This window comes from Caballeronia hypogeia, from assembly GCF_001544875.2.
Lineage (GTDB): Bacteria > Pseudomonadota > Gammaproteobacteria > Burkholderiales > Burkholderiaceae > Caballeronia > Caballeronia hypogeia.
In genome coordinates, this window is record NZ_FCOA02000002.1 from 139491 (window position 1) to 154315 (window position 14825).

General features: G+C 63.9%; 12 protein-coding genes. 8 read left to right on the forward strand and 4 right to left on the reverse strand.

The window, feature by feature from the left end; translation table 11 throughout:
• Window positions 1-3 precede the first annotated feature (3 nt).
• Window positions 4-792, reverse strand: coding sequence for an SDR family NAD(P)-dependent oxidoreductase (locus AWB79_RS03905; protein WP_061166075.1), 789 nt, complete (start codon window positions 790-792; stop codon window positions 4-6).
• 325 nt (window positions 793-1117) lie between these two features.
• On the opposite strand from AWB79_RS03905, the gene AWB79_RS03910 reads away from it, so the two are divergent.
• The 3 genes from AWB79_RS03910 (at window position 1118) to AWB79_RS03920 (ending at window position 5447) form a co-directional block, all read left to right on the forward strand.
• Window positions 1118-1915, forward strand: coding sequence for a DUF4410 domain-containing protein (locus tag AWB79_RS03910; RefSeq protein WP_061166076.1), 798 nt, complete (start codon window positions 1118-1120; stop codon window positions 1913-1915).
• An 84-nt stretch (window positions 1916-1999) separates the two neighbouring features.
• Window positions 2000-3271: a cardiolipin synthase gene (cls, locus tag AWB79_RS03915; protein WP_061166077.1), complete on the forward strand. Its 1272-nt coding sequence runs from the start codon at window positions 2000-2002 to the stop codon at window positions 3269-3271.
• A gap of 106 nt (window positions 3272-3377) precedes the next feature.
• The gene (locus AWB79_RS03920; RefSeq protein ID WP_061166078.1) at window positions 3378-5447 is read left to right on the forward strand and encodes a putative bifunctional diguanylate cyclase/phosphodiesterase; all 2070 of its coding nucleotides are present in this window, start codon (window positions 3378-3380) and stop codon (window positions 5445-5447) included.
• A gap of 30 nt (window positions 5448-5477) precedes the next feature.
• On the opposite strand, the gene AWB79_RS03925 is transcribed toward AWB79_RS03920, so the two are convergent.
• Window positions 5478-7019: a DHA2 family efflux MFS transporter permease subunit gene (locus tag AWB79_RS03925; RefSeq protein WP_061166079.1), complete on the reverse strand. Its 1542-nt coding sequence runs from the start codon at window positions 7017-7019 to the stop codon at window positions 5478-5480.
• Between the two features lie 148 nt (window positions 7020-7167).
• Between AWB79_RS03925 and AWB79_RS03930 the strand changes: the two genes are divergently transcribed.
• The 3 genes from AWB79_RS03930 to AWB79_RS03940 all read left to right on the forward strand — a co-directional run bounded on the left by AWB79_RS03930 (window position 7168) and on the right by AWB79_RS03940 (window position 10180).
• The gene (locus AWB79_RS03930; protein WP_061166080.1) at window positions 7168-7611 is read left to right on the forward strand and encodes a MarR family winged helix-turn-helix transcriptional regulator; all 444 of its coding nucleotides are present in this window, start codon (window positions 7168-7170) and stop codon (window positions 7609-7611) included.
• Between the two features lie 129 nt (window positions 7612-7740).
• Entirely contained in the window at window positions 7741-8034 is a 294-nt protein-coding gene (locus AWB79_RS03935; RefSeq protein ID WP_061166081.1) for a DUF4148 domain-containing protein, read from the forward strand.
• A gap of 238 nt (window positions 8035-8272) precedes the next feature.
• Window positions 8273-10180 carry a M60 family metallopeptidase gene (locus tag AWB79_RS03940; protein WP_061166082.1) on the forward strand — a complete coding sequence of 636 codons (1908 nt, stop codon included), beginning with the start codon at window positions 8273-8275 and terminating at the stop codon, window positions 10178-10180.
• Between the two features lie 54 nt (window positions 10181-10234).
• On the opposite strand, the gene AWB79_RS03945 is transcribed toward AWB79_RS03940, so the two are convergent.
• Window positions 10235-11680: an NAD-dependent succinate-semialdehyde dehydrogenase gene (locus tag AWB79_RS03945; protein WP_061166083.1), complete on the reverse strand. Its 1446-nt coding sequence runs from the start codon at window positions 11678-11680 to the stop codon at window positions 10235-10237.
• Between the two features lie 173 nt (window positions 11681-11853).
• Between AWB79_RS03945 and AWB79_RS03950 the strand changes: the two genes are divergently transcribed.
• Both AWB79_RS03950 and AWB79_RS03955 read left to right on the forward strand, forming a co-directional pair.
• Window positions 11854-12780, forward strand: a complete 927-nt coding sequence (locus AWB79_RS03950) for a LysR family transcriptional regulator (RefSeq protein ID WP_061166084.1) — start codon at window positions 11854-11856, stop codon at window positions 12778-12780.
• A gap of 114 nt (window positions 12781-12894) precedes the next feature.
• Window positions 12895-14025 carry a DSD1 family PLP-dependent enzyme gene (locus AWB79_RS03955; RefSeq protein ID WP_061166085.1) on the forward strand — a complete coding sequence of 377 codons (1131 nt, stop codon included), beginning with the start codon at window positions 12895-12897 and terminating at the stop codon, window positions 14023-14025.
• 44 nt (window positions 14026-14069) lie between these two features.
• Here the strand turns inward: AWB79_RS03955 and AWB79_RS03960 are convergent, their stop codons facing one another.
• A complete protein-coding gene (locus AWB79_RS03960; RefSeq protein WP_061166086.1) occupies window positions 14070-14702 on the reverse strand; it encodes a helix-turn-helix transcriptional regulator in 633 nt (210 codons plus the stop codon).
• Window positions 14703-14825 lie beyond the last annotated feature (123 nt).

The following is a 14825-nucleotide window of genomic DNA, read 5'->3' on the forward strand; positions in this document are numbered from 1 at the left end:
CGTTCAGAACGCCGCGCGCACCACGCCGCCGTCCGCGCGCAGGGCCGCGCCGTTCGTCGCCGACGACAACTCCGAGCACACGTACGCCACCGTATCCGCGATTTCCTCGGGCGTGATGAAGCGCTTGAGAATCGACGTCGGGCGCGCTTCCTGGAAGAACTGCGTCTCGAACTCGTGAAAGCTCTTGCCGCCCGAAAGCTTTTCGACGAAATCGGTGACGCCTTCGGAGCTGGTCGGTCCCGGCAGCACTGAATTCACCGTGACGCCGGTGCCCGCGCAAGTCTCGGCGAGTCCGCGCGCGAGCGAGATCTGCGCCGACTTCGTCACGCCGTAGTGAATCATCTCGACCGGAATCTGGATGCCGCTTTCGCTGCTGATGAACACGACGCGCCCCCAGTTCTTCTCCTTCATCTTCGGCAGATACGCACGCGAGAGCCGCACGCCGGACATCACGTTGGCGTTGAAGAAGCGCAGCCATTCGTCGTCGGAAATCTGTTCGAACGGGTTGGGATCGAAGATGCCCATGTTGTTCACGAGAATATCGACGTGCGGAAAGCGCTGCACGAGCGCGTCGACCTGCGCGGGATCGGAGACGTCGCCGGCAAACCCTTCGGCCTGCGCGTTCGGCACGAGGTCACGCAGTTTCGCGAGCGCGGCATCGACGGAAGCCTGCGAGCGGCCATTGACGATCACGCGCGCGCCCTCGCGCGCCAGCGCCACGGCGATCGCGTGACCAATGCCCTTCGTCGATCCGGAAACCAGTGCGAGTTTGTTGGCGATCTTGAGATCCATGTCTGCTCCTTCGTGACGGTTGATGTAGTTTGACGGCGTTTGACGGGTTGCGCCGCGCGATGCGGTGCGTCGGCTGAAGTTAACCAGAAGCCCGCGAAGCGTGCAGAAACGGTGTTTCGGCGCGCTGCCGAAGACGCTTTTCGAATGCCCCGAAAGCCTTGCCGAACAAGGCTCTCCGGTCGATGAAACCCCGCGACATAAATGCTCGCTGGCCGCACTTGCCGCCATCCTCCATAGTTGCGCCCAGCGTGAAACGAAACGAAGCAGCAGCGAGAACCCGGAGCCGTATCACGCATCCACGAATCCACCATTCCAGAGGTGCAACATGTCCAGCCCGATCAACTTCTCGTCGCTCAACACGTTCTTCAAGAAGGCGCGCGGCGCGGCGCTCGCTAGCGTCGTCATCGGCACGGCGATGCTTGCTGGCTGCGCGAGCAATCCGGCGCAGGCATCGAATCAATATGGCCAGTACGCGCAGACCGTCGCGGCCACGCCCGCCATGCGGCCCGATACCATCTACGTCTACTCGTTCGCCAGCGACGCGAGCGACGTCAAGCTCGACAATCACGGCATGATCTCGAAGATCGGCTCGGCGTTCTCCGGCGATTCGCAAGCGCAGAAGCAGACGCAGGACGCCATCGCGGCGCAGGAGGAAGTCGCCAACGAGATCGTCGCGAAACTCCAGTCGATGGGCCTGCGCGCCGTGCGCGCCGACGTGCCGCCGCCGCAAGACCAGAACGTGCTGGTCGTGGAAGGCAACTTCAACACGATCGATGCCGGCAATCGCCGCCGCCGCATGCTGATCGGTCTGGGCGCGGGCGAGAGCAAGGTCGGCGCGACGGTGCAGCTCGTGTACAAGCCCGCGAACGGCGCGCCGCAACTGCTCGAACAGTTCGACGCCAAGGCCGACAGCGGCCACGCGCCTGGCATGGCGGAAATGGCGGGCGTCGGCGCGGCGGCGGGGCATGTCGTGAGTTCGATCGCAGTGTCCGGCGGATTGCACGCGGTATCGGAAAAGAAGCACGCGGATGTCTCGTCCGATGAAAAACGTCTCGCCGATTCCATCGCGAAGCAGATCGCCAAGCTCGGCCAGGATCAGGGCTGGATGCCGGCGAAGAGCTGATCCGGCGAACTCGGGCAATAGTGGGTCCGGAACGTGCTTCAAAATGGAATCCGGACGCATGTTCGCTTCGCGAGGCCCGCGCGTATGCCGACGATTGCCCTGATAGTCCTGACAGTTGTGGCGACGCTCGTCGTCGTGCTGGTGATCGCGAACCTGACGACCGGCGAAAAAGAGATCGAGCACAAGATCGAGCGGCTGTATTCGACCGACGATCCCCAGTTTCTCCGCTCGATGGGCCTGCTGCTCGGGCCGCCCGTCATCGGCGGAAACCGCTTCGAGGTGCTCGTGAACGGCGACGAGATTTTTCCGTCGATGCTGCAAGGCATACGCTCGGCGCGCGAGACCATCACCTTCGAGACGTTCATCTACTGGTCCGGCGCGATCGGCGAGGAGATCGCGCAGGCGCTCTCGGAGAAGGCGCGGGCGGGCGTCGCGGTGCACGTGCTGCTCGACTGGGTCGGCAGTTCGAAAATGGACAAGCGCTATTTGCGCATGCTGCGCGACGCGGGCGCGGAAGTCATCCAGTACCACAAGCCGCACTGGACCGGTCTCGGGCGCATGAACGACCGCACGCACCGCAAGCTGCTCGTGATCGACGGGCGCATCGGCTTTACCGGCGGCGTGGGCATCGCCGAGGAATGGACCGGGCACGCGCAGGACGAACAACACTGGCGCGACACGCATTTTCGCCTCGAAGGCCCGGCGGTCGGACAGATGCAGGCCGTCTTCATGGACAACTGGATCAAGACGACCGGCAACGTGCTGCACGGCCCGCGCTACTTTCCGGATATCGAGGACGCGGGCGACGGCTACGCGCACATGTTCAGCAGCTCGCCCTCGGGCGGCAGCGACGACATGCAGCTCATGTATCTGATGGCGATCACCGCGGCGACCCATTCCATCCACCTGTCGAGCGCGTATTTCGTGCCGGACAAGCTGACGATCAACGCGATCGTCGAGGCGGTGAAGCGCGGCGTGCGGGTGCGCATCATCACGCCGGGCAAACGCATCGACACGCATACGGTCCGCGAGGCGTCGCGCGCATGCTGGGGCGACCTGCTCGCGGCGGGCGTCGAAATGTTTGAATATCAGCCGACCATGTTTCACTGCAAGCTGATCATCGTCGACGAGTATCTGGTGTCGGTCGGCTCGACCAACTTCGACAACCGCTCGTTCAAGCTCAACGACGAAGCCAATCTGAATATCTACGACCGAGATTTCGCGCGCCAGCAGACCGCCATTTTCGACGACGACGTTGCCCACTCGAAACGCATCACGCTCGACGACTGGCGCCGCCGTCCCCTGTCCGAAAAACTGCTGGAACGCGTAGTCGCGCTGCTCGATTCGCAGCTCTGAGCGCGTGAACGTTCGTCCCCGGAATATTTACCGCATGCAGGCTAAAGATTGTCGGACGTAAGCCGATAAGACGAGCACGCAAACGAGTCTCGGCGACTGGCAATCTATGCACGGCACCTACAACTTTTGGCTGGTCGCGGCATCGCTGGTAGTCGCGACGCTTGCTTCCTACACCGCGCTCGACATTTCGGGCCGGATCACGATGCTCCCGCAATCGCGCATCCGGCATGTCTGGCTCGCGGGCGGAGCGGCGTCGATGGGCATCGGCATCTGGTCGATGCATTTCATCGGCGTGCTCGCCTTCGAGCTGCCGATTCCGCTTGGCTACGACCTGAAGATCACCGCCGGCTCGCTCGGCATCGCGGTGCTCGTGTCGTTCTTCGCGCTGCATGTGATAGCGAGCAGGCGGCTGACGCTCCGGCGCATCGTCGCGAGCAGCGTGCTGATGGGCGCAGGCATCGCGGCGATGCACTACACCGGCGACGCCGCGATGCGCATGAATCCGGCGATCACCTACGATCCCGTGCTGTTCGCGGCGTCGATCGCGATCGCGATGGTGGCGTCGGGCGCGGCGCTGTGGATCGCGCATACGCTGTCCGACGCCAACCAGACGAACGTGCTCGCCAAGCGCTGCGGCGCGGCGCTGGTGATGGGCATCGCGATCACCGGCATGCACTATACGGGCAACGCGGCGGCGAACTTTCTGCCGAACGCGATCTGCGGCGCGGCCAACGATGTCGACGGGCACTGGCTCGCGACGACCGTCGTGCTCTTCACGCTGGCGATCCTGATCATCACGCTGGTGCTGTCGCGCTTCGATGCGCGCACGGCCTTGCTCGCCGGCTCCGTCTCGCGGCTGAACGGCCAGATCGTGCGGATGGCGACCTTCGACACGCTCACGGACCTGCCGAACCGCCGCACGATGAACGAGCGCATCGAGCGCGCGATCGGCAACGCGCGGCACAGCGACAGCCGCTTCGCGATTCTCTTCATGGACCTCGACGGCTTCAAGACGATCAACGATTCGCTGGGCCATACCGTTGGCGACGAAGTGCTGAAGGCATTCGCGCGGCGCCTGCAGGAATGCGTGCGCGGCGGCGATACGGTGGCGCGTCTGGGCGGCGACGAATTCGTCGTGATGCTGGAGAACCTTCACGCGCCCACCGACGCCGAGAAGATGGCGGAGCGCATTCTCGACACCATGAAGCAGGGCCTGCTCGTGGGGAATCATCCTTTGCAGGTGATGCCGAGCATCGGCATTGCGCTGTATCCGCAGGACGGCGACAGCGTCGAGTCGCTGCTCAAGCACGCGGATGTCGCGATGTACGAGGCGAAGCGCGGCGGGCGCAGCACCTATCGCTTCTTCGAGGCGAGCATGAACGAGGCGGCGGTGCGGATCTTGCAGATTCAGCAGGCGCTGCACGAGGCGCTGAGCAGTGGCCATTTCTATCTGCTGTTCCAGCCGAAGTTTCGCGGCAAGAGCGGCGAGCTGGCGGGCGCGGAGGCCCTCATCAGGCTGGATCATCCGGAGATCGGTACGCTGACGCCGCTCGAATTCATTCCGATCGCGGAACGTTCGGGCCAGATCGTGCAGATCGGTTACTGGGTCGTGCGCGAGACGTGCCGTCATATGGCGCGCTGGATGAGCGAAGGGCGCCCGGCCGTGAAGGTGGCGATCAACCTGTCGCCGCGGCAACTGCATGAGGCCGATCTCGTCGAGACCATCATGCGGATCGTGCGCGAGGAGGGTGTGCAAAGCGAGCAGATCATGTTCGAGATCACCGAGACGGTGGCGATGCAGGACGCGCCTCGGACCATCGACATGATTCGCGCGTTTCAGGAGAACGGATTCGAGATCGCCATCGATGATTTCGGCACGGGGTATTCGAGTCTGGCTTATCTGCAGCGGTTTCGCGCAAAGCAATTGAAGATCGACCGGTTCTTCACCAACGGGCTCGACGAGAACGGGCAGGAAGGACGCGCGATCGTGTCGGCGATCATCGCGCTCGCGCACTCGCTCGATATGGATGTGGTGGCGGAAGGCGTCGAGACCGGGTCGCAGCTCGATCGGCTGCAGGACATGATGTGCGATGAGATGCAGGGATTCCTGCTGGCGATGCCGCTTTCCGCCGAGGCGTTCGGCGGGATGCTCGAGACGCAGGGGGCGGAGGTTTAGCATTCGCCGGCCGCGCGGCCAGCGACGGCATCAATCCATCGCTGCATGCGCCACGGTCTCGTCCGTGGCGGCCTTGCGCGCCGGCCGGATGAGCAGCAGCAACGGCACCACCAGCAAGGTCGCGATGAACATCAGCTTGAAGTCGTTGAGATACGCGATCATGGACGCCTGCTGCGTGATCGACTGATTGAGCATTGCCATATCCTGCATCGATCCGCCTGAGAGCATCGATTGCATCGCCGGATTGAACGGCGTCACCTGCGCGGCGAGGTCCGCGTGCGCGACCTGCGTGTTGCGCGTCATCAGCGTCTGCACGATCGAAATGCCGATACTGCTGCCGATATTGCGCATCAGACTATAGGTGGCCGTGCCATCCGCCCGCAGCTCGGGCGTGAGCGTCGAGAACGTCAGCGCCGACAGCGGCACGAACACGAGCCCGAGTCCAAAGCCCTGAAACACGCCCGGCCACACGATGTCCGACTCCGACAGCACGATCGTGTATTGCATCATCTGCCACAGCGCGAACGCGGAAATCAGAAAGCCGGAAAGCAGCAGCAAACGCGCGTCGATATACTTGAGCAGCCTTCCCGCGACCAGCATCGCGATCATCGTGCCCGCGCCGCTCGGCGCCGTGACGAGACCCGTGGTCACGACCGGATAGTTCATCAGGTTCTGCAGCATCGGCGGCAGCAGCGCGCGCGTCGCATACAGCACCGCGCCGATCACGAAGATGAAGCACGTGCCCGTCGCGAAGTTGCGGTCCTTCAGCAACTGATACTTGAAGAACGAACGCGGGCCGGCCGTCGCCGTATGCGCGACGAAGAAGACGAAGCTCACCGCCGCCAGAATCGCCTCGATGCGGATTTCGACCGATCCGAACCAGTCGAGCTGCTCGCCGCGGTCGAGCATCGCCTGGAATGCGCCGATTGCGAGGCCCAGCGTCGCGAAGCCGAACGCGTCGAACTTCACCGCGCGGCGCGCCGCCTGCGAAGGCAGAAAGGTCGATACGCCGAACAGCGCGAACGCGCCGATCGGCACGTTGATGAAGAACACCCAGCGCCAGTTGTAGCTGTCGGTGAGCCAGCCGCCCAGCGTGGGCCCGAGAATCGGCCCGACCATCACGCCCATGCCCCACACGGCCATGGCCTGCCCCTGTTTCTCGCGCGGATTGATGTCGAGCAGGATCGACTGCGACAAGGGCACCAGCGACGCCCCGAAAATGCCCTGCAACAGCCGCGACGCGACGATCTGCGCCAGCGTCTCCGAAAGGCCGCAAAACGCCGACGCGATCGTGAAGCCCGCAATCGAGATGCACAGCAGCTTCTTCACGCTCAGCCGATCCGAAAGCCAGCCCGTGAGCGGCGTCGCGATGGCCGCCGCGACGATGTACGACGTGAGCACCCAGGTGATCTCATCCTGCGACGCCGACAGAGTTCCCTGCATATGCGGCAGCGCGACGTTGGCGATGGTGCTGTCGAGCGTCTGGATCAGCGTGGCGAGCATGATCGAGACGGTCAGCATGCCGCGGTTCAACGGCGGCGCGGCGCTTTCCGGCGAGACTTCGGAGGACATGAGCGGGTGACCGTCGGCTGACGGCAAATTGTAATCAGGGTGATGATAAGCACGCTTATTATAAGGAGCGCGCTCGCTGCGGCGCAATGCGGTCAAATACGGGGGCGCGCGAACGCGCGCGCCGAGGCCTCTTTCATATAATCGCGCGATGGAAACTCAACTCGACAAACGCTTCGGCTTTCTGGTCGCGGACGTGGACCGCCTGTGCGGCAATCGCTTCGACGTGCTGGCCAGGTCGTCGCTCAATCTCACGCGCGCGCAATGCCGCGTGCTGGCGTATCTCTCGCACTACGGCGAGGTGAATCAGGCGCGGCTCGCCGGGTTGCTCGAAGTCGCGCCGATCTCCGCCGGAAGGCTGCTCGACCGCATGGAAGAGGGCGGCTGGATCGAACGGCGCCTGAATCCCGACGACCGTCGCGAACGTCAGGTGCGCATGACCGCGAAGGCGGAAAAGGCGCTGGATCGCGCGAGGCGTGTCGGCGACGAGATCACGTCGGAAGCGCTCGCGGGCTTCAGCCGCCAGGAAAGCGAGCAGCTGATCGCGCTGCTGCAACGCGTGCGCGGCAATCTGAGCCGTATCGTCGACCGCTGAACGGTTTGCGGCGCGCGCTGCGGCTTGCGGCGGGCCGTGCTAACGTGCCTCGCATGGATCGCTAATTGCTGTCGCGCTCCTCGGAAGTGTCGTTGTCAACCGTCGTCATCCCTTCGGAGAAGATCGATCATGAACAAACGCACCGCACCGTTGGCCGTCGTCGCACTGTCGCTCGCCGCCCTCGTCACGCTGCCCGTCGCGCCCGTGCAGGCGCAGGACACGGCGGCCTCCACGCCGAAGCAGGTCAAGAAGGCTCAGCGCAAGGAGGCGCGCGCGAAGAAAAACGCCGAACTGAAGGAACTGGAGAAGAACGGCTATAACCCGGCCGGCGAGCAGACGAACTATCCGCAGAATCTGCAGAGCGCCCAGTCCAAAATCAACGCGGAAAAGGCAGGCAAGCCCGCGCCGGCGTCGGCTCCCTGATGATCGTCGCGAACCCGGGGGCGCCGGGCGCGCCTTCAGGTCCGCGTGAATTGTCATGACGTGAATCGGCGGCCGTGGCCATGCACGGCCGTTTCGCGACGATGCACCGACGCCACGGTGAACGGCGCCGGACGTGCGGTGGCGCGCTCACGACGCTCGACGCGAGCGGCTGGTGCAGGCAGGATACGAAGTCGAAGCGCCAAAGACTCGGGCGACGCAACGTCGCAAGGAGGTGCGCATGGACTGGCGTTCGTGGCTGTTGATCTTCGCGCTGAGTGACGCGCATGCGGCATCGCGCTATTACGCGCCGATGAGCTTTTATCCGCACGACGCGACGCGCATCTCGCGCTTCGCCGCGACGCGCGGTGCGATGCAGGCGCCATACGGCGCGGGCGCGAAAGTCGGGGAGGGCGATTTTTATATCGTCTCCGGCGCAACCTTCAAGGCATTGACCGCGCAGCCGCAACGCGACGGCACGATCGCGCTGGTTCAATCGCGATGGACGCCCGCGCTCGCCGCCAACCAGATCTGGACCGTGACCAAGGAAGGCAGCGGCTTTCGCCTCCATTCGAAGCTGTATGACCGCGACGTGACGCTCGGCGTGCGCCTCGATCTCGAAGAGGCTGCGAGCGATGCGCGGCAGAACTGGAGCATCGAGGCGGATGCGAACGCGGTGACCATCGCGGCGAGCGGGACCAAAACGGGCCTCGTCGTCGAGCATCATGCGCTGCGCGACGGCGCGTTCGTCGAGGCGAGCGCTCAGGCCGGGCAATGGCGCATGTACAAGGTCGAGAACCCCGACACGGCGCACGACTATCGCACGCTGAATGCCTCCGCGCGCTCGACTTACGACAACGAGAACCGGCGCTATCACCTGAGCGCCTATGCGCCCGATGCGATCGAGGCCGACCGGCTCGGCGGCTTTCGCTGGACCGACTATCATCCGTCGGGGCTGTATGTGTCAAAGGGCGAATCCGTCGTGATCGACGTGCAAGGCCTCGCCGACGACGGACCCGATGGCCTTGTCGTGATGGTCGGCAACAAGAACGGCTTCTTCCGCCGCCAGCCCGCCGGCGATCCGCAGATGATCCTCGCGACCGAAGGGCGCAACACCTTCACCGCGTCGCGCGACGGGCTGCTCTACTTCGAGTACGTCGACAGCGGCTTCAACGAGCGGCCGCTCACTTCGATCGATGTCACCGTGCGCGAAGGCGGCAGGCCCGTGCCGTTCTATGTGGAGGGCGTGACGACGCTGGCCGCGTGGCGTGCGATGCTGCAACGTCATGCCGATGCCCCGCTCATCGAGATGGTCGGCGCGCGCACCATGTTCACGGTCGCCCGCGCGATGTACGACAAGGCGGGCGCCTCGGACCCGGCTGCGCTGCTCGGCTACGTCGAGCGCATCATGGGGTATCACGACGAGTTGTCCGGGCTCGACGGCGCGAGCGCGCTCGACATGCCTTCGCCTCTGCGCGTGCATTTCGTGCAGGACACGATCTCGACGCACGACGATCTTCAGAACGCGTATCTATACGCGACGTATTACATGATCGGCCTGCCGCTGAACAGCGCGGCCGAGACGCTATTGCAACCCGCCAAGTCCGACGAGTGGGGCGTGTGGCACGAGATGGGCCACATGTATCAGCAGTGGGACTGGACCTGGCCGGGCGTCACCGAGACGACGGTGAACCTCTATTCGCTGCATGCGTTGCAGCGTCTAGGAACGCCGATGCCATCGCCGCTGTTGCAGGTGGTCGATCCGCGCGGCAGGAAGAATCGCCTCGATCTCGCGGCGCAGTATCTCGCGCAGCCGTCGAAGGATTTTCTGCGCGATGCGTCGTTTCCGGTGCCGTCGGAGGCGGTGTGGATCAGGCTCGTCATGTACGAGCAGTTGCGTCGCGCGCTGGGCGATGGTTTTTATATGCGGCTGCACAAGTACTATCGGCTGCATCCGCTGACCGAAAATGAGGGCGGCGACAGCAATGAGGTTCAGACCTTCGTGCTGCGCGCGTGTATCGCGGCGAATCTCGATCTCACGGACTTCTTCGTGCGCTGGGGCTTGCCGGTCGATGCGCGCACGCGAGCGACTGTCGTCGATGCGAAGCTGAAGCCGCCCGCCGTGGATCTGACGCGCACGCGCATCTGAAGCGCAAGCGGCGCGGTCATGACTCATGGCCGCGCCGCTCTTGCCTGCAAAACGTCAGACCGCCATCACAGTCACGGACTTCGTGACCAGATACGGCTCGAGCGCTTCCGGTCCGCCTTCCGAGCCGTAACCCGAATCCTTCACGCCGCCGAACGGCATTTCAGGCCAGGGCGTGGCCGGCTGGTTGATCCACAGCATGCCCACTTCGAGCTGGTTCGTGAGCAGATGCACGTTCTTGAACGAGCGCGTGAACGCATAGCCCGCGAGACCGTACGGCAGACGGTTCGCCTCGCTGATCGCATCTTCGAGCGAATCGAAGCCGCGCACCGCCGCGACCGGGCCGAACGGCTCCGCGTTGAAAACGTCGGCTTCGAGCGAGACATCCGTGATGACCGTCGGTGCGAAGAAGTTGCCTGCGCTGCCGATGCGCTCGCCGCCCGTCGCGATCGTCGCACCCGTCTTGCGTGCGTTTTCGATGACGCTGTTCATCGCGGTGATGCGGCGCGCATTCGCGAGCGGCCCGAGCGTGGTGCTTTCCGCGAGGCCGTCGCCGACCTTCAGGCTTTCCGCGTGCTTCACGAGCGCCGCGATGAAATCCTGCTTCAGGCTGTTGTGCACGAGAAAGCGCGTGGGCGAGATGCAGACCTGCCCGGCATTGCGGAACTTGGCCGCGCCCGAGGCCTTTACGGCGAGCTCGACGTCCGCGTCTTCCGCGACGATCACCGGCGCATGGCCGCCCAGTTCCATCGTCGCGCGCTTCATGTGCTGGCCCGCGAGACCGGCGAGCTGCTTGCCGACCGCCGTCGATCCGGTGAACGTCACCTTGCGGATATCCGGATGCGCGATGAGGAATTGCGAAATCTGCGGCGGATCGCCGAACACCAGTTGCACGACGCCATTCGGCACGCCTGCATCGGCGAATGCGCGGATCAGCTCGGCGGGCGACGCCGGCGTTTCTTCCGGTGCCTTCACGATGAACGAACAGCCCGTCGCGAGCGAAGCGCACAGCTTGCGCACGACCTGATTGACCGGGAAGTTCCACGGCGTGAACGCTGCGACCGGGCCGACGGGCTCCTTCACCACGGTCTGCTGCGCGTTGATGTTGCGCGGCGGCACGATGCGGCCATACACGCGACGCCCTTCGTCCGCGAACCATTCGATGATGTCCGCGGCGGAATTCACTTCGATGCGCGCTTCCGCGAGCGGCTTGCCCTGTTCCTGCGTCATCAGGCGCGCGATGGCGTCGGCGCGTTCGCGGATGAGGCCCGCTGCCTTGCGCATGAGCGTCGCGCGTTCGAGCGCCGTCTTGTTGCGCCACGTCGCGAAACCGCGCCGGGATGCGGCAACGGCGCGTTCGAGATCGACCGTGCCCGCTTTCGCCACTCTGCCGATGACTTCGCCCGTGGCCGGGCTCAAGACGTCGATCGCTTCGCCGGATTTGGCGTCGCACCATTCGCCGTCGATGAAAAGGCGCGTATCCGTATAACCTGCAATAGCCATGAAGCATCTCCTGTTCGGTTGCCAAACCTGTTCACTTTACCAGCGCAAGGGGTGGGGCTGCTTGACTCGCCGCCGTTTGCCGCGCGGCTTCTCCGGGTTGTGCGCACGAAGTTTTGAATTCGTCGCTTATCTGATATTTAATAGCAGGACATTCCGGCATTAAGGTCCGTTAAGTGCTCGATTTCGAAGATCTCAGGCTCATCCGCGCCATCGGCGCGTCGCGTTCGCTGGCATCCGCTGCTCGTCTGCTCGATCTCACGCCTCCCGCCGTCACGATCCGGCTGCAAAGAATGGAGGAACGTCTAAAGGTCAGGCTCGCCGTCCGGAAAGCGCGCGGCATCTCGCTCACCGACGAAGGCCAGCGGCTGTATCAGGAATCGCTCGCCATCCTCGAACGCATCGAGGCGCTGCCCGCGCGGATATCGGGCGGCGAGGGCGAAGTACAGGGAACGCTTCGCGTCGTGGCGCCGTTCGGCTTCGGGCGGAAGTACGTGACGCAGATCGTGCGTGACCTGCAACGTGTTCACCCGAAGCTGCGCGTGGCCCTGCATCTGTCCGACAGCCCGCTCTCCGATTCATCGGCGGCGGATGTCGTCGTGCATGTCGGCGCGCTCAAGTCGTCGTCGTGGATCGGGTATCCGCTCGCGTCGAACGAGAGGCTGCTCTGTGCGAGCCCGGCGTATGCGCGTCGTACGAAGGGCATGAATCAACCGTCCGATCTGGCTCGCTTCAATTGCCTGTGTCTGCAGGAGAACGACGAGGATGTCGTCCGCTGGCGCTTTTCGCACCGGAGCGACGATAGGCGCGATGCGCGAAAGCCGGTCGTCGTGCGCGTCGCCGGGACGCTGTCCTCCAACGACGGCACGGTGATCACCGAGTGGGCGCTGGCCGGACTGGGTATCGTCGAACGCTCCGAGTGGGACGTCGCCGATCTTCTGCGCGCCGGCAAGCTGGTGCGGCTGCTGCCCGACTGGCATCTGCCGCCCGCGCCGGTTACGGCGCTGTTGCCTTCGCGAACGGGCGCATCGGTGCGTCAGCGCGCGTTTCTGGAAGCGGCGAAGACTTTTCTCAGTCCGCCGCCGTGGCATCGCAAGGCGTGACTGGCTCGTTCGAGCATTAAGACTGCTTTAATTTCGGATTAGTCCGTCGTTAAACACGTGCAAGCGCACGGCCTCTATAGTCTCGTCATCCAAACGCATCGAGGCACACGCATCATGGGAATCGAATCGCTCAATACTCCGGCCGCACTGATCGACGTCGGCCGCATGCGCCGCAACATCGATCGGATGCAATCGCAACTGGATCGGCTCGGCGTCAGATTCCGTCCTCACGTGAAGACGACGAAATGCAGGAACGTGGTCGACGCGCAGATCGCGGCGGGCGCTCAGGGCATCACGGTCTCGACGCTCAAGGAAGCCGAACAATTCTTCGATGCCGGGATTCGCGACATCGTCTACGCGGTCGGCATGGCGCCGTCCAAGCTCGGGCAGGCTTTGGCGCTTCGGCGCAAGGGTTGCGATCTAAAGATAGTCGCCGACAGTCTGCTGGCCGCGAACGCCATTGCCACATTCGGACGCGAGCACGGCGAGCGATTCGAAGTGTGGATCGAAGTCGATGTGGACGGTCATCGATCCGGCATACAAGTGGAAGACGACGTGCTGATCGATGTCGCGCGTGCGCTCGTCGAGGGTGGAATGATGCTGGGCGGCGTGCTCGCGCACGCGGGATCGAGCTACGAATACGACACCCGGGAAGCGTTGGTGAAGATCGCGGAGCAGGAGCGCAGCCTCACGGTGCGCGCCGCCGAACGCCTGCGGGCGGCGGGCTTCGCGTGTCCCGTGGTGAGTATCGGATCTACGCCGACCGCGCTCAGCGCCGAACACCTCGAAGGCGTGACGGAAGTGCGGGCCGGCGTGTACGTGCTGTTCGACCTCGTCATGCGCAACGTCGGCGTGTGCGAGATATCGGACATCGCGTTGTCCGTGCTGACCACCGTCATCGGTCATCAGGAAGAAAAAGGCTGGGCGATCATCGACGCCGGATGGATGGCCATGAGCCGCGATCGCGGCACGCAGCGGCAAGCCCGCGATTTCGGCTACGGACAAGTGTGCGCGGCAGACGGCACCGTGCTCGGCGATTACATCGTCAGCGGGGCGAATCAGGAGCACGGCATCGTGTCGCGGCTGAATTCGACCGATACCAACATCGCGGATACGTTTCCTGTCGGGACGCTTCTGCGCATCGTTCCGAACCACGCGTGCGCCACGGGCGCGCAGCATCCCGAGTATCACGCTGTCGGCGACGACGGCTCGGTCGAAACCTGGCCGCGTTTCTACGGCTGGTAGTCTGATCGAAACGAGAAAAATGCCGCGATTTGCGGCATTTTTGCTTACTTCGCGTCGTTGTAGACGGTCGCGCGCGACACGCCCAGATGTTGCGCGACCGTCTCCATCGACCGTCGCAAATCGAGGTATCCCTCTTCCCTGAGCGCCTGCATCAGCGCTTTTCGCTGATCGGTGCGCAGCGCCTGCGGCGTCGTCGCGAGACCGACCGCGAACCGGTCGATCCGCTCGCGCAGCGACTCCGCGCTCGACGAATCCAGCGACTCCCTGACCCCGTCGCTCCTGAGCGAGGAAAACTGCTCCAGCATGTTGGCCATGCTGCGGAACAGCGTCACATCGACGTTCAGGCAGAGCGCGGCAATGTAATGTCCGTCCGAATCCTTGATGCCGATCGACGTGCTCTTGGCCTGCCGCCCATCCGCGAAACGATTCGCGTAATTCGCGAGCACTTGCGGATATTGCGCATCGGCGATGCGCGCGAGACCCAGCTCGGTCGCGGGATCGCCGACTTCGCGTCCGGACAGATTGTTATGGATCGCAAGAACCGCGTTCTTCGGATGCAGAAGATCGTGAACCACGACTTCCGTGAACGGCGCGAGCGTCTCTCCCAATCCCGCTGCAATGTGCTTGACCTGATCGAGGATGGTTTGCTGCTCGGTGGTGAGTTTGCTCTTGGCCATTGGACGATTCATCTACATTTCGCCACATTGTATAGGCTATCGGCGCGCGGCGGGAAATCCTCGGATTCCCCTATGTTTTACCGAACGTCTAAATGTAGATAATAAGTCCAGAAGAGATTCAGC

Coding starts and splice junctions, on each gene's coding strand:
- AWB79_RS03905 (WP_061166075.1), bottom strand. CDS start 792: ATGGATCTCAAGATCGCCAACAAACTCGCACTGGTTTCCGGATCGACG.
- AWB79_RS03910 (WP_061166076.1), top strand. CDS start 1,118: ATGTCCAGCCCGATCAACTTCTCGTCGCTCAACACGTTCTTCAAGAAG.
- cls (WP_061166077.1), top strand. CDS start 2,000: ATGCCGACGATTGCCCTGATAGTCCTGACAGTTGTGGCGACGCTCGTC.
- AWB79_RS03920 (WP_061166078.1), top strand. CDS start 3,378: ATGCACGGCACCTACAACTTTTGGCTGGTCGCGGCATCGCTGGTAGTC.
- AWB79_RS03925 (WP_061166079.1), bottom strand. CDS start 7,019: ATGTCCTCCGAAGTCTCGCCGGAAAGCGCCGCGCCGCCGTTGAACCGC.
- AWB79_RS03930 (WP_061166080.1), top strand. CDS start 7,168: ATGGAAACTCAACTCGACAAACGCTTCGGCTTTCTGGTCGCGGACGTG.
- AWB79_RS03935 (WP_061166081.1), top strand. CDS start 7,741: ATGAACAAACGCACCGCACCGTTGGCCGTCGTCGCACTGTCGCTCGCC.
- AWB79_RS03940 (WP_061166082.1), top strand. CDS start 8,273: ATGGACTGGCGTTCGTGGCTGTTGATCTTCGCGCTGAGTGACGCGCAT.
- AWB79_RS03945 (WP_061166083.1), bottom strand. CDS start 11,680: ATGGCTATTGCAGGTTATACGGATACGCGCCTTTTCATCGACGGCGAA.
- AWB79_RS03955 (WP_061166085.1), top strand. CDS start 12,895: ATGGGAATCGAATCGCTCAATACTCCGGCCGCACTGATCGACGTCGGC.
- AWB79_RS03960 (WP_061166086.1), bottom strand. CDS start 14,702: ATGGCCAAGAGCAAACTCACCACCGAGCAGCAAACCATCCTCGATCAG.